The organism is Burkholderia sp. BCC1644 (assembly GCF_902833225.1).
In the GTDB taxonomy this organism is placed as follows: domain Bacteria; phylum Pseudomonadota; class Gammaproteobacteria; order Burkholderiales; family Burkholderiaceae; genus Burkholderia.
Genome location: NZ_CADFEI010000005.1, coordinates 212,789 through 226,518, shown reverse-complemented (window position 1 = coordinate 226,518; position 13,730 = coordinate 212,789). Strand labels below are relative to the sequence as shown.

Here is a 13,730-nt window from a genome sequence, read left to right as displayed (position 1 = left end):
GCAGGCCGGCGACGGGCGGGAGCGTGCGATGGCGCGGTCGGCAACCGCCGGGGCAGACCCTGATCCACGGGCATTCGGGGCCGCACTCGCGGCCGTGTTTGCCGTCGCCGTGACGGCGACACTGGCGCAGCACGCGTCGATGGCCGCGATGGGCCGCGAACCGATGGCCGGCGGCTGGATGGCTTCCGCCGCATGGCTGCAGCCGTGCGGCCGGGGCGCCGGACGCGCCTTCGCGGCGTTCGCCGGAATGTGGGGCGCGATGACGGTGGCGATGATGCTGCCGGTGCTGGCGCCGATGCTCTGGCGATACCGGCAGGGCATCGGCCCGATGGCCACGGCGCGTTCCGCCTGGCTCGTCGTCGTCGCGGGCGTCGGGTATTTCGCGGTGTGGATGGCGCTCGGGGCGCTCGTGTTTCCGGCTGGCGCCGCGCTGACGGCCGCCGCCGCACGGCTGCCGGCGCTTGCCCGCGCGCTGCCGTTCGCGGCCGGCGCGGTCGTGTCGGTTGCGGGCATGCTGCAATTCTCCGCGTGGAAGGCGCGGCGGCTGGCGTGCTGCCGCCATACGGCAGGCGACGCACACCGGTCGTCGGCAGTTGCCGGTGCGGCATGGTGGCACGGCGTGCGGGCCGCCATGCATTGCAGTGCCTGTTGCGGGAACCTGATGGCGATCGCGCTGGCGGCCGGCATGATGGACCTGCGCGTGATGGCCGCCGTGACGGTCGCGATCGCCGCCGAGCGCCTCGCGCCGCCCGGCGGGCGTGTTGCGCGGATCGCCGGTGGCATGGCGGTCGGCGGCGGTATCGCGATGATCGCGCGTGCGGCAGGGCTGCTATAACACAGGGTAGGCAGGCCGATTCGACACGTTGCCGGGCCTTGCTTCACCGTGGCCGCGTCGGCCGCGTGACCCGTTCGCAACAGGCCGATGGACCGCGTTGCCGCCCGTTGCGCGAATGGCTCGATGCAGCGGTGAAACGAAAGGCGATCGAAAACGAACCGAACTGCGATCCGAACGATTCGGCCCCCGAACGGCTGAAACCGGCTAAGCCGTTGTTCGTGTTGTGAAAATTCACGGCGCTTCGCGTATAATTCGCTTTTGCGCCCATAGGATTTGCCATGCGTCTGATCCAAAAAGCACTCACTTTCGATGACGTGCTCCTCGTTCCCGCCTTCTCCGACGTTCTCCCGCGCGACACCAGCCTCAAGACCAAGCTGACCCGCAACATCTCCCTGAACATGCCGCTCGTGTCCGCCGCGATGGACACGGTCACCGAAGGTCGCCTCGCGATCGCGATGGCGCAGCAGGGTGGCGTCGGTATCGTCCACAAGAACCTCACGCCGGCCGAGCAGGCCCGCGAGGTCGCGAAGGTCAAGCGTTTCGAGTCGGGCGTCGTCCGCGACCCGATCACGGTGCCGCCGCAAATGAAGGTGCGCGACGTGATCGCGCTGTCGCGCCAGCATGGCATTTCGGGCTTCCCGGTCGTCGAAGGCCCGCAGCTCGTCGGTATCGTCACGAACCGCGACCTGCGTTTCGAGACGCGCCTCGACGAGCCGGTCAAGTCGATCATGACGCCGCGCGAGCGCCTCGTCACGGTCAAGGAAGGCACGCCGCTCGCCGAAGCGAAGGCGCTGATGCACAGCCACCGCCTCGAGCGCGTGCTGGTCGTCAACGATGCGTTCGAACTGCGCGGCCTGATGACCGTCAAGGACATCACGAAGCAGACCGAGCACCCGGACGCGTGCAAGGACGAACACGGCAAGCTGCGCGCAGGCGCGGCGGTCGGCGTCGGCGCGGACAACGAAGAGCGCGTCGAACTGCTGGTGCAGGCCGGCGTCGACGTGATCGTCGTCGATACCGCGCACGGTCACAGCAAGGGCGTGCTCGAGCGCGTCCGCTGGGTCAAGCAGAACTTCCCGCACGTCGAAGTGATCGGCGGCAACATCGCGACGGCCGCCGCCGCGAAGGCGCTGGTCGAATACGGCGCAGACGCGGTCAAGGTCGGTATCGGCCCGGGCTCGATCTGCACGACGCGGATCGTCGCCGGTGTCGGCGTGCCGCAGATCAGCGCGATCTCGAACGTCGCGGAAGCGCTGAAGGGCACTGGCGTGCCGTGCATCGCCGACGGTGGCGTGCGCTTCTCGGGCGACGTGTCGAAGGCCCTCGCGGCCGGCGCGAACGCGGTGATGATGGGCAGCATGTTCGCGGGCACCGAAGAGGCGCCGGGCGACGTGTTCCTGTTTCAGGGCCGCCAATACAAGTCGTACCGCGGCATGGGTTCGGTCGGTGCGATGAAGGACGGCGCGGCAGACCGCTACTTCCAGGACAACTCGGCGAACATCGACAAGCTCGTGCCGGAAGGCATCGAAGGCCGCGTCGCGTACAAGGGTTCGGTCAACGCGATCCTGTTCCAGCTGGTCGGCGGCGTGCGCGCGAGCATGGGCTACTGCGGCTGCCGCACGATCGACGAGCTGCACGACAAGGCCGAATTCGTCCAGATCACCGCAGCGGGCATGCGCGAGTCGCACGTGCACGACGTGCAGATCACGAAGGAAGCACCGAACTACCACGTGGACTGATCGCCGATGAAACCGCTGCTGCGAGCCGTGCTGATCCTCGATGCCGTGCTGCTGCTGGCGTTCGGCGTGCTGTTCGTGCTGACGCCCTGGCAGTCGCTGTTCAATGCGCTGCAGTTGCAGAACATCCAGCCGGCGATGCTCGGCCAGGCGTTCGGCATCGCGTTGCTCGGGCTCGCGTGGCTCGCGTTTCATGCGGCGTTCAACGGTGACCTCACGGCGCCGGTGGCGCGGTCGGTCGGCCACGTGTACTGGCTGACCGGCGTGCTGACGATCGTCTGGTCGCTCGGCGCCGGCAGCGGTCCCGCGCTTGCGGCCGCCGGCAGGGTGCTGTCGGTCGCGGCCGGCATCGCGCTGATCGTGCTCGGCCTCGGCGGCGTGCGGATCGCATCGGCCGTGCGCCGGCGCGAGAAGGCGCAAGCGCTCGAGGCGCGCGCATCGGCGCAGCGTCCGGCCGAGCCGGCGATGGCGCAGGCGTCTTCACCCGCGCCGCAGCGTGTCGAGCCCGTCGTCAGCCGTCCCGCGGCGCCTGCTGCATCGTCGTCGGCGCCATCCGGTTCCAGTCAGTCGTCCGGCGGCGTCGCACTCGACGAACGCCCGCCGATGCAGGATTGACCGGCGATGCGTCGCGCGAGCCGCCTGCCGCCCGACGCCGTTGTCCATGCTTTTGACGCAGCGCTCGATGCGCTGCTTTTCTCATTCTCTTCATCCCGTCCGCAGCCATGCACGACAAAATCCTGATTCTCGACTTCGGTTCGCAAGTCACCCAACTGATTGCGCGGCGCGTGCGTGAAGCGCACGTCTACTGCGAAATCCATCCGAACGATGTGTCCGACGACTTCGTCCGCGAGTTCGCGCCGAAGGCGGTGATCCTGTCGGGCAGCCACGCGAGCACGTACGAAGACCATCAGCTGCGCGCGCCGCAGGCCGTGTGGGATCTCGGCGTGCCGGTGCTCGGCATCTGCTACGGCATGCAGACGATGGCCGTGCAGCTCGGCGGCAAGGTCGAGTGGAGCGACCATCGCGAATTCGGCTACGCGGAAATGCGTGCGCACGGCCATACGCGCCTGCTCGACGGCATCGAGGATTTCACGACGGCCGAAGGCCACGGGATGCTGAAGGTCTGGATGAGCCACGGCGACAAGGTTGCCGAGCTGCCGCCGGGCTTCGCGCTGATGGCGTCGACGCCGAGCTGCCCGATCGCCGGCATGGCCGACGAGGCGCGCGGCTACTACGCGGTGCAGTTCCACCCGGAAGTCACGCACACGGTGAAGGGCCGCCAGATCATCGAACGCTTCGTGCTGCAGATCGCCGGCGCGAAGCCCGACTGGATCATGAAGAACCACATCGAGGAAGCCGTCGCGAAGATTCGCGAGCAGGTCGGCGACGAGGAAGTGATTCTCGGCCTGTCGGGCGGCGTCGATTCGAGCGTCGCGGCCGCGCTGATCCATCGCGCGATCGGCGACCAGCTCACCTGCGTGTTCGTCGACCACGGCCTGCTGCGCCTGAACGAAGGCAAGATGGTGCTCGACATGTTCGAGGGCCGCCTGCATGCGAAGGTCGTGCACGTCGATGCCGCGGATCAGTTCCTTGGCCACCTGGCCGGCGTGACCGATCCGGAAGCGAAGCGCAAGATCATCGGCCGCGAGTTCGTTGAGGTGTTCCAGGCCGAAGCGAAGAAGCTGTCGAAGGCGAAGTGGCTCGCGCAGGGCACGATCTACCCGGACGTGGTCGAATCGGGCGGCACGAAGACGAAGAAGGCGACGACGATCAAGAGCCACCACAACGTCGGCGGCCTGCCGGAAACGCTCGGCCTGAAGCTGCTCGAGCCGCTGCGCGACCTGTTCAAGGACGAAGTGCGCGAGCTGGGCGTCGCGCTCGGCCTGCCGCCGGAGATGGTGTACCGCCATCCGTTCCCGGGCCCGGGCCTCGGCGTGCGGATTCTCGGCGAAGTGAAGCGTGAGTACGCGGACCTGCTGCGCCGCGCGGACGCGATCTTCATCGAGGAACTGCGCAACACGACCGCGACCGCACAGGATGCGGCAGCGGGCCTGTGCGGCGAGGCCGATGTCGGCAAGAGCTGGTACGACCTGACGAGCCAGGCATTCGCGGTGTTCCTGCCGGTCAAGTCGGTCGGCGTGATGGGCGATGGCCGCACGTACGACTACGTGACGTCGCTGCGCGCCGTGCAGACGACCGACTTCATGACCGCGCACTGGGCGCACCTGCCGTACGCGCTGCTCGGCCGTGCGTCGAACCGGATCATCAACGAAGTGCGCGGGATCAACCGGGTCGTGTACGACATCTCGGGCAAGCCGCCGGCGACGATCGAGTGGGAGTAAGCATCGCGGCCGAATCGGCGCTCGGGTTCGCTTTCGTCATTGCGCGTCGGTTGAGGCGCGATAGTTCGTAGCGGGTTGCTGGTTCGGTTCGTCTGCTGTCCGGGTTCCGGTCCGGACAAAAAACCGGCTTGGCGATTGCCAAGCCGTTTTGCGTTAACGCATCGCGTGGAGCAGGAAGCGTCGTGCCCCCGTTCGCGATCGGATCCTCACGCGTGCGCGCGCACGAGCGATCGCAAGTACATCGGCACCTTCGCCTTGCTCGTTGCCTGGACGCGCGACATCAGCGCGTGATCGATCCGATCCAGCCCGTAAGTCCGAGCGATGTCGTCCTGCAACCGGCACCACAGATGACCAGCCATCTCGGCATCGACCATCGCCCGGTGCGCGCGGCCCGATTTCGGCAGCCGCAGCATCTCGACCAGACTCGACAGGCGGTGACTTTGGGCGTCCGGATAGATCCGTCTCGCGACGAGCATCGTGCAGGCGAAGGCATGCTCGGCCGCCATGCCGAGCAGCCCGAGTTCCGACTGCCAGAAGCGCTTGTCGAAACCGGCGTTGTGGGCGACGACCGCATGCTTGCCAACGAACGCGGCTGCTTCCTTCATGACTTCGGACGCGGGCGGTGCCGCCGCAATCATGTCGTTCGTGATGCCGGTGAGCGCGACGACGTCGGACGGGATGCGTCTGCCCGCATTCATCAAGCTCTGGAAACGGTCGACGATCTGCCCGTCACGCAGAAGGATGACGGCGATTTCGGTCGCACGGTCGCCCATATTCGGCGACAGCCCGGTGGTTTCGAAGTCCAGTACCGCGACGGTTTGCATGGTTGAATCCTGCTGCTTCATGGGGTGATGTTCGGGTTGGCCGAGAGGGTAGCATCATCGGGGCCGCGATAGACTCGTTCAGCCCCGGAAACGCACTTTCTCGCCATTTCACCGTTTGCGATCCGCTGCCATGGTGCCGTGACCTCACTGACGCTGCCCGGATTCGATGTGCCGCCGCCGGTTCCGAAGCACCGCTTTTTCTTCGCCGCGATGCCCGATCGGTACGCTGACGATCGGATGCTCGTCTCTGAACATCAGGCGGCAAGCCCGCTCGCGCTTTCGATCATCCGGATCGAGCCCGTGGTTTTCCCCGTACCTTGCCTGATGCTGAATTCGATCAGTTCCTCATAAATCTCCCGCTGCCCGGCAGGCAGCACGGGCAGCAACGTTTCGCGGCGCTTGTCTGCATCGAACAGCGATTCCACCAGCCACCCCGTCAGGTAGAGCGCCGCCAGGCATCCGCCCGCCGTCGCGACGTTGCCGTGACACACCAGCGGCTGATCCGGCGCCTGCAGCCCATGTGCGATCAAGCCGTCCCGCGCATCGGGATGGGTGGTCGCCCGGCGCTCCGGCAGCAACCTGAGCCGCTCGAGAATGAACGCGCCGGCGCAGATCGACCCGATATGCTGGCGTGTCGGATCGAGATCGAACGACGGCAGGAAATCCGGGCTCGCCAGCGCGGCCGGTATGCCTTGCTTGCCGCTCGAGAACAACACGGCATCCGCGTGATTGGCGTCCGACAGCGGGCCGTGAACGGGAATGGTCAGCCCATGCGCGGAATGCAGCACCGGCTGGGCGCCAAGAATCCGGACGCGCCAGTCCGAGGCGTTGCGCCCGAGTACGTCCCACATCAGGAACAGGTCGATGTCGGTGAACCGGTCGAATGCAACGAGCACGATGTCTTTCAACGCGAACTCCATGAGTCGTGGCGCCATGCGGGAAGCGGCGGCGGCCGTGATAGAGTTCGCAGCCTAACTGTCCAACCCGCACCATACACAGCCTGTATGGCGATGCCGATGCGCACACTGACTCGAAACGACTGGATCGCGGCAGGCTTCGACGCCCTCGACGGGGAAGGCTATTCGGGCATTTCGGCCGAAAGCCTCGCGCGACGGCTGAACGTGACCCGCGGCTCGTTCTATCACCACTTCCGCAATCGCGAAGACTTCGTCCGGGCGCTGCTGACCGCGTGGGAGGACGACTACACGGCACGCATGCTCGCGTACGCGGCGGAGGGCCGCAGTGCGGGCGACACGCTGACGCGCTACCTGCGCATCGCAGCTGAAAAGCGGCCGGGACGCGAAGTGGCGATCCGTGCGTGGGCGTTGCAGGACGCGCTGGTTGCAACATTCCAGCAGCGCGTCGATGCCACGCGTCTCGCCTTCGCGGTCGACACGTCCCGTCGCTGGGTCGGCATGCCGGGCGAAGCCGAGATCGTGGGGCAGGTCGCGCACCTGTGTCTGATCGGCGGCCAGCAGGCGGGGCTGCGGCGCGAGGCCGAGCGGTTCAATCACTTCATGCAACGTGCGTTCGCCGTCGCCGAGCGCGTGCTGCCGCGTCGACGCGTGTAGCCGCGAGAGCGGCGTATCAGATTGATGCGACGCAACTGGATGTCACGCGTTGTCCCGATCCTGTTCAGGGCTGCTTGCTACCCCGATAACGAAGGTGAATCAGCGGATAAGGCCGGCCTTGTCCATCGAGCGCCGATCGCCCGCAGCGCTCGAACCCGAGCCGCTCGTAGAATCCCGTTGCCGCTTCGTTCTGTTCGTTGACGTCGGTCGTCAAGCCGGGGTGGCGCGCGAGTGCATGTTCGACAAGCCGCCGCCCGACGCCCGCGCCATGGTGGGCGGGATCGACGAACAGCGCTTCCATGTGACTGCCGTCGAGCAGCATGAAACCGATCGCCCGATCGTGCGCGTCGACAGCCAGGTCGAGCGGTGCGGCGGGCAGGAACGCGACGACTTCGGATTCGATCGCGCGACGATCGTCGTCGCTCAGGAAGTGATGCGTTGCATCGACTGCATTGCGCCAGATGGCCAGCACGCGTGTGCCGTCGGTGTCGGTGGATTTGCGAATTCTGATCATGGCTGGACAAGTGGTGATCCGGCGCTCGGCGGATAGCCGGCCCCGTGATGGACCGAACGCGTCGTCCGCACGGTAGCGCGGAAACGACAACGGAATTTCAGACGGGCGCGCGTCGCGCGTCGCCCAGCGATGCCGCCCGTTCGATCGCCCGTCGTGCGACGTCGCGCACGCCTGCGCTCATCGGCAAATCGTCGCGGTCGAGCTCGTCGATGCCGAACCAGCGCGCATCGAGCGCATCGTCGCCGGCAACGGGCGTGCCGCGCAACCATCTGCACAGCACCGCGACCATGATGAAATGCTGGCGCACGGCGCCGCTGGCATCGTAATCGAACGCATCCAGCGCGGTAAAGGCATCGAGCGCTGCGACTTCGACGGTCGTCTCTTCGGCGATCTCGCGAACGACCGCGTCCGCGATCGGCTCGCCCGGTTCGATCTTGCCGCCGGGGAACCCCCAGCACCCCGCATCGGGCGGATTCGCGCGGCGCACGAGCAGCACGTCGCGTTCGTGCAGCACGATGCCGATCACGGCGGGAACGGCGCGCACGGGCGCGGCGGCAACGGATGCGGGATGCGACGATCCGGACATGGCCGTGCCTACGCGTCGGTGCGACGTTCTATCGCCCGGATGACAGCGACCATGTCGTCCGATCCGTGCCCGGCCTTTGCGGTCTCGCCATAAAGCGCGTGGCAGATGTCGAGCAGCGGTGACGCGATGCCGATGCTGCGCGCGGATTCGGCGACGAGGCGCGCGTTCTTCAGCACGTCGGTGATCGCGGCCTGCACGGAGAAGTCCCCGGCGACCAGCTTGCCGAGCTTCACGCGCGACACGTCGCTCGCCATCGGGCCGGCGTTCAGCACGTCGGCGAAGCGCGCGAGATCGATGCCGTGACGTTGCGCGAAATGCGTGGCTTCGGTCAGGCCGGTGACCATCGTGATCAGGAACAGATTGACCGCGAGCTTCATCGTCAGCGCCGACGGCACGTCGCCGCATACGAAGCTGTCGCGGCACAGCGGCTTCACGAGCGGGCGCACGGCGTCGACGTCGTGCGGCGCGCCGGCCAGCATCACGACGAGCTGGCCGGCCTCGGCCGGCTTGCGCGAGCCCGACACGGGCGCCTCGACGTAGCGGCCCGACGCGGCGGCGATTTCATCGGCGAGCGCACGCGAGTACTCGGGGGCGTTGGTGCCCATGTTCACGATCGTGTGGCCGCCGACGCGCGCGGCAAAACCGGGCGTGCCGCGCGCGAGCACGGCGTCGATCGCCGCGTCGTTCGCGAGCATCAGGATCACGGTGCGGCAGGTCGCGAATACGTCGTCGACGTGCTTGGCGACGCGTGCGCCGGCGTCGCGCAACGCATCGTCGCTGCCGTGCGACCGGCTCCATACGACGAGCGGCGTGCCGGCCCGCGCAAGATTGAGCGCCATCGGCGTGCCCATCACGCCGAGGCCGATGAATCCGACTGCGGTTTGCATGTCCTTGCTCCCACGGTGGGTGGAGACGATCGTGGGCGTCAGTATCGCAGCGTTTGCGCACGCCTGCCATCTCGCCTATGAGCCTGCGCGAGCCGCATGACGGGCGTTATTCGAGGTCCGCCAGATACGGCCACGGATAGATGCCGCGTGCATGGCCGTCGCCGAACATGAAGCGGATGCCGTAGCCGGCCGGCTCCACGCCTTCCAGCGTCAGGTCGGGTCGTGCATCGACACGGCCGCCGTCACGCCGGATTCGTCGGCATTCCGCGCACGGACAATCGCTGCGCAATTGCGCATAACCGATGCGCTGCGTGTTGCCGTCGGGCCAGTGCAGCGCCAGCGTGCGTGCCGGATGATCGAGTGCGATTTCGGTCGGCGCGATCATCGCGGAGCGTCGCCGATTTGCCGGATCGCGATCCGCACGGCCTTGCGGACTTCCGGATCGCGATCCTCGAGCGCATCGTTCAGTGCGGGCAGTATCGCGGGGTCGCGCAATTCGCCGAGCGCAAGCGCGGCTTCCTTGCGCAGATTGCTGATCGCATGCGAGAGCAGCGTGACGACGGCCGGCGCCGCAGCCGCATCGCGCAACTGCCCGAGTGCGCGCGCGGCACGCAGGCGCACCTGCCAGTAATCGTCGTCGAGCGCGGTGACGAGCGGCTCGCGCGCAGTCGTCACGCGCAGCTTGCCGAGCGTGGTGGCCGCTTCCTCGCGCACTTGCCATGCGCGGTCGCGCAGCGCGGCGAGCAGTGCGTCGATGACGGCCGCATCGTCGGCCGCCGCGAAGCCGATCGAGCCGACCGCGGCGCGTCGCACGTCCGCTTCGACATCGGCCGTCGCGACGCGTGCGAGCGGCGATAGCGCACGCGGATCCTTGAGCCAGCCGAGTACCGCAACGGCTTCGGCGCGCACGGCCGGCGGTTCGGCATCGAGCGCGTGCAGCGCGGGTGCGAACGCGTCGGGGTCGCGCAACTCGCGCAATCCGCGCAGCACGGCGCGGCGGACGAACGGCTCGGGCCGGTCGGCCCAGCGGCACAGCACGGCGCCCGATGCCGCGTCCTTCAGTTCGGACAGGCTCTGCGCGGCGGCGGCGCGCACGTCGTCGTCGGGATCGAGCAGTGCGCCGCACAGTGCGTCGACGACGTCGGGCTGTTCCCACGCACCGAGTACGCGGGCGGCTTCGCCGCGCACGTCGGCCGACGGGTCGATGCGCAGTGCGGCGACGAATGCCGGCACGAGTTCGGGATCCTCGAGATCCGCGAGTTCGAATAGCGCGACACGGCGCACGGATGCGTCGGGCGCGGCGAGGCGGGCGACGAGCGCGGCCCGGTCGCGCTCGTGTGCGCCGGGTAGCGGGGAAGCGAAGGAGGAGTCGGTCATGAGCGAAGCAAAAGGGCGCTGACGCACGCGGTCAGCGCAGCAGGTAAGGGATATCGACCTTGACTGCGCCGGTCGGGCAATCGCGCTCGCACGGCATGCAGTACCAGCACTCGTCGAACTGCATGTAGGCCTTGCCCTTGGTCACGTCGATCGCGAGCAGGTCGAGCGGGCACACGTCGACGCAGACGGTGCAGCCCTTGTCGGCGATGCACAGTGCGTCGTCGATCGTGACGGGCGCGCTGCTGCGCTGGAAGATGTCGTGCGGGGTATGCGGCATGGCATGGTTCCTCAGAGGGCGGCCGCGAGTGCGGCCGGTTCGCGGATGCGCAACTGCGCGTAGGCGCCGCGTTCGTCATCGGCAAGCGGCACGATGTAGGGTTCGACCGGCCGCTTCTCGCTGCGCATTGCGCCGTCGATGTCCTTGCGCAGCCATGTGTGGCAGAACCATTCGGCGTCGTTGCGATGCGGGAAGTCGACGCGATGGTGGTACAGCCCCCAGCGGCTCTCGGTGCGGAACAGCGACGCGCGCGCGGCCATTTCCGCGCAGTCGCGGATCGCGCGCACTTCGGCCGCGCGCATCAGTTCGTGCGGATGGCCGGCCTTCATCTGTTCGATATCCTCAGTAATGCCGTCAAAACGTTGCAGCCCGATTTCCATCTTGCGCGTCACCTTCGGCGGTTGCAGGTAATCGTTCACCATGCGGCGCAGCTTGTACTCCACCTGCGCCGGTGCGAGGCCGTGTTCGCGCAGAAGCGGCGCGAGCACGCGGGCGCGTTCGGCCTCGACCTGTTCGTCGTCCACCGGCGCATGGTCGCGGCCGGCCACGTAGTCGGCCGCGTTCTGCCCGGCGAACCAGCCGTACGTGAACGCGCCGAGCATGTAGTTGTGCGGGACGGCCGCCATGTCGCCGGCGGCGTAGAGTCCCGGCACCGTCGTCTCGGCGCGTGCGTTCACGTAGACGCCCGATGCGCTGTGGCCGCTGCAGAAGCCGATCTCGGAGATGTGCATCTCGACCATCTGGCTGCGGTAGTCGGTGCCGCGCCCGGCATGGAAGCGGCCGCGGCTCGGCCGCTCGTTCGTATGCAGGATCTGCTCGATGGTCCGGATCGTTTCTTCCGCGAGATGGTCGAGCTTCAGGAACACGGGGCCGTTGCCGCTCTGCAGTTCCTGGTAGAACTCCCACATCATCTGGCCGCTCCAGTAGTCGCATTCGATGAAGCGCTCGCCCTTGCCGTTCGCGGTGAAGCCGCCGAGCGGGCCCGTCACGTACGCGCACGCGGGGCCGTTGTAGTCCTTGATCAGCGGGTTGATCTGGAAGCATTCGAGATTCGCGAGCGCGGCGCCGGCGTGATAGGCCATCGCGTAACCGTCGCCCGCGTTGGTCGGGTTCTCGTAGGTGCCCATCAGGTAGCCCGACGCCGGCAAGCCGAGGCGGCCGGCCGCACCGCAGCAGAGGATCACGGCCTTCGCGCGGATCACGTGGAACTCGGCGGTGCGGCAGTCGAAGCCGAGCACGCCGCTCGCGCGGCCCTGCGCGTCGGTCAGCACGCGCGTCGCGACGATCCGATTCGTGATCGCGATGCGCGCGCGCTTCAGTTGCCGGTACAGCACCTTCTTGATGTCGTGTCCTTCCGGCATCGGCAGCACGTACGAGCCCATGTGATGGACCTTCTTCACCGCGTAGTCGCCGGTACCGTCTTTCTCGAACTTCACGCCCCAGCGGTCGAGCTGCTCGATCGTCGCGAAGCTGTGCGTCGCATACGCGTACACGGCTTCCTGGTCGACGATGCCGTCGTTGGCGATCGTGATCTCGCGCGTGTACTGCTCGGGCGTGGCATGCCCGGGGATCACCGCGTTGTTCAGGCCGTCCATGCCCATCGAGATCGCGCCGCTGCGCTTCACGTTGGCCTTCTCGAGCAGCAGCACGCGCAGGGACGGGTCGCGCTCCTTCGCCTTGATCGCTGCCATCGGCCCGGCGGTGCCGCCGCCGACCACGACGATGTCGTATTCATGAACCTGGGTCGTCATTGCTGTTTCCTTGCAGATTTGCGGGCTTTTTGCCGGTCGATGCGCAGGCGGTACTGGAACGCATCGCCGCGGAAGTAGAGGTATTCGTAGTCGATCGGGGCACCTGACGTGTCGTGCGTGAGGCGCTCGATGCGCAGCACGGGGCTGCTTTCCTCGACGCGCAGCGCGTCGACGATCTCGTCGTCGGCGAGGATCGCGTCGATCGACACGTCGGCATGGCCGAGCGGAATGCCGCAGTCGTTTTCCAGCACGAGGAAGATGTCGCGGGTCGCGAGATCGGCGCCCGCGAGGCGCTTGCCGAGCGCTTCGGGCACCCAGGTCTGTTCGAGCGACACCGGTTCGCGGTTCAGCAGCCGCACGCGGTGGATCTCGACGAGCGGCGCGCCTTCGGGCACGTTCAGCTTCGTCGCGAGATGGCGGTCGGCTTTCACGGTGCGGAAACTGCGCAGTTGGTTGACGATCTCGTAGCCCATCGACGACATCGCCTCGGCGAAACCCTGCAGCGACGTCACGTTCTGGAATGCCTTCGGCTTCGACACGAACGTACCCTTGCCGTGCAGCTTGAACAGCAGTCCTTCCTTCTGCAGGTCGCCGAGTGCCTGGCGCACCGTGATGCGGCTGACGTCGAAGATTGCGCACAGCTCGTGCTCGGACGGCATCCGGCTGTGCGGCGCATAGGTGCCGTCGAGAATGCGCGCGCGCAGCGTGTCCTTGATCTGCACGTAGAGCGGGGCCGCCGACAGCGGCACGACGTTGGATGGGGTCATCGATCAACTTGTTATGACAAGATGGTTCGAGTGTAGTCAGCGTCGCCACGCGCCCAAACCAACCATTTCCGATATCGAATTTCCGATTCCGGAAAAGCGGGGCGAACGCGTGATCTGCCCCTTGCCGGCCGCGCGAATTGACCGACAATGAAAAATCCCCGGCCCGTGGGCCGCGCATGTCGATTTCCCGAGGATTCGCCCGTCGTATCCATGTCGACCGGGCATTGCGCCGTGCACGCGGCCCGCGCCCGGTTTCCGAGGAC

15 protein-coding genes are annotated in these 13,730 nt (G+C 67.2%); 5 read left to right on the top strand and 10 right to left on the bottom strand.

Going from position 1 to position 13,730, the window contains the following annotated elements; translation table 11 throughout:
* Positions 1–28 precede the first annotated feature (28 nt).
* The 4 genes from HWX87_RS12015 (at position 29) to guaA (ending at position 4,913) form a co-directional block, all read left to right on the top strand.
* Entirely contained in the window at positions 29–835 is an 807-nt protein-coding gene (locus HWX87_RS12015; RefSeq protein ID WP_176047319.1) for a DUF2182 domain-containing protein, read from the top strand.
* Positions 836–1,113: 278 nt separating this feature from the next.
* Positions 1,114–2,574, top strand: coding sequence for an IMP dehydrogenase (guaB, locus tag HWX87_RS12010; protein WP_166959983.1), 1,461 nt, complete (start codon positions 1,114–1,116; stop codon positions 2,572–2,574).
* A 6-nt stretch (positions 2,575–2,580) separates the two neighbouring features.
* The gene (locus HWX87_RS12005; RefSeq protein WP_176047318.1) at positions 2,581–3,186 is read left to right on the top strand and encodes a hypothetical protein; all 606 of its coding nucleotides are present in this window, start codon (positions 2,581–2,583) and stop codon (positions 3,184–3,186) included.
* A 107-nt stretch (positions 3,187–3,293) separates the two neighbouring features.
* Entirely contained in the window at positions 3,294–4,913 is a 1,620-nt protein-coding gene (guaA, locus tag HWX87_RS12000) for a glutamine-hydrolyzing GMP synthase (protein WP_176047317.1), read from the top strand.
* A gap of 206 nt (positions 4,914–5,119) precedes the next feature.
* On the opposite strand, the gene HWX87_RS11995 is transcribed toward guaA, so the two are convergent.
* Positions 5,120–5,737 (bottom strand): 3'-5' exonuclease, encoded by a 618-nt coding sequence (locus HWX87_RS11995; protein WP_176047316.1) that lies wholly within the window; start codon positions 5,735–5,737, stop codon positions 5,120–5,122.
* Between the two features lie 254 nt (positions 5,738–5,991).
* Positions 5,992–6,657: a DJ-1/PfpI family protein gene (locus HWX87_RS11990; protein WP_176047502.1), complete on the bottom strand. Its 666-nt coding sequence runs from the start codon at positions 6,655–6,657 to the stop codon at positions 5,992–5,994.
* Between the two features lie 96 nt (positions 6,658–6,753).
* On the opposite strand from HWX87_RS11990, the gene HWX87_RS11985 reads away from it, so the two are divergent.
* Positions 6,754–7,308 carry a TetR/AcrR family transcriptional regulator gene (locus HWX87_RS11985; RefSeq protein ID WP_176047315.1) on the top strand — a complete coding sequence of 185 codons (555 nt, stop codon included), beginning with the start codon at positions 6,754–6,756 and terminating at the stop codon, positions 7,306–7,308.
* Between the two features lie 64 nt (positions 7,309–7,372).
* Here the strand turns inward: HWX87_RS11985 and HWX87_RS11980 are convergent, their stop codons facing one another.
* The 8 genes from HWX87_RS11980 to HWX87_RS11945 form a co-directional block, all read right to left on the bottom strand.
* Positions 7,373–7,822: an acetyltransferase gene (locus tag HWX87_RS11980; protein ID WP_176047501.1), complete on the bottom strand. Its 450-nt coding sequence runs from the start codon at positions 7,820–7,822 to the stop codon at positions 7,373–7,375.
* A 97-nt stretch (positions 7,823–7,919) separates the two neighbouring features.
* Complete coding sequence (locus tag HWX87_RS11975) at positions 7,920–8,408, bottom strand: NUDIX hydrolase (RefSeq protein ID WP_176047314.1); 489 nt, start codon at positions 8,406–8,408, stop codon at positions 7,920–7,922.
* Between the two features lie 8 nt (positions 8,409–8,416).
* A complete protein-coding gene (locus HWX87_RS11970) occupies positions 8,417–9,295 on the bottom strand; it encodes an NAD(P)-dependent oxidoreductase (protein ID WP_176047313.1) in 879 nt (292 codons plus the stop codon).
* Positions 9,296–9,401: 106 nt separating this feature from the next.
* On the bottom strand, positions 9,402–9,680 hold the full coding sequence (locus HWX87_RS11965; protein WP_176047312.1) for a DUF971 domain-containing protein: 279 nt from the start codon (positions 9,678–9,680) through the stop codon (positions 9,402–9,404).
* Positions 9,677–10,672, bottom strand: a complete 996-nt coding sequence (locus HWX87_RS11960) for a HEAT repeat domain-containing protein (protein ID WP_176047311.1) — start codon at positions 10,670–10,672, stop codon at positions 9,677–9,679. Before HWX87_RS11960 ends, HWX87_RS11965 begins: the two co-directional genes overlap by 4 nt.
* A 31-nt stretch (positions 10,673–10,703) precedes the next feature.
* Complete coding sequence (locus HWX87_RS11955; RefSeq protein ID WP_175920231.1) at positions 10,704–10,949, bottom strand: ferredoxin family protein; 246 nt, start codon at positions 10,947–10,949, stop codon at positions 10,704–10,706.
* Between the two features lie 11 nt (positions 10,950–10,960).
* Positions 10,961–12,700 carry a fumarate reductase/succinate dehydrogenase flavoprotein subunit gene (locus HWX87_RS11950; protein WP_176047310.1) on the bottom strand — a complete coding sequence of 580 codons (1,740 nt, stop codon included), beginning with the start codon at positions 12,698–12,700 and terminating at the stop codon, positions 10,961–10,963.
* Complete coding sequence (locus tag HWX87_RS11945; protein WP_176047309.1) at positions 12,697–13,467, bottom strand: GntR family transcriptional regulator; 771 nt, start codon at positions 13,465–13,467, stop codon at positions 12,697–12,699. The genes HWX87_RS11950 and HWX87_RS11945 overlap by 4 nt, the downstream gene beginning before the upstream one ends.
* Positions 13,468–13,730 lie beyond the last annotated feature (263 nt).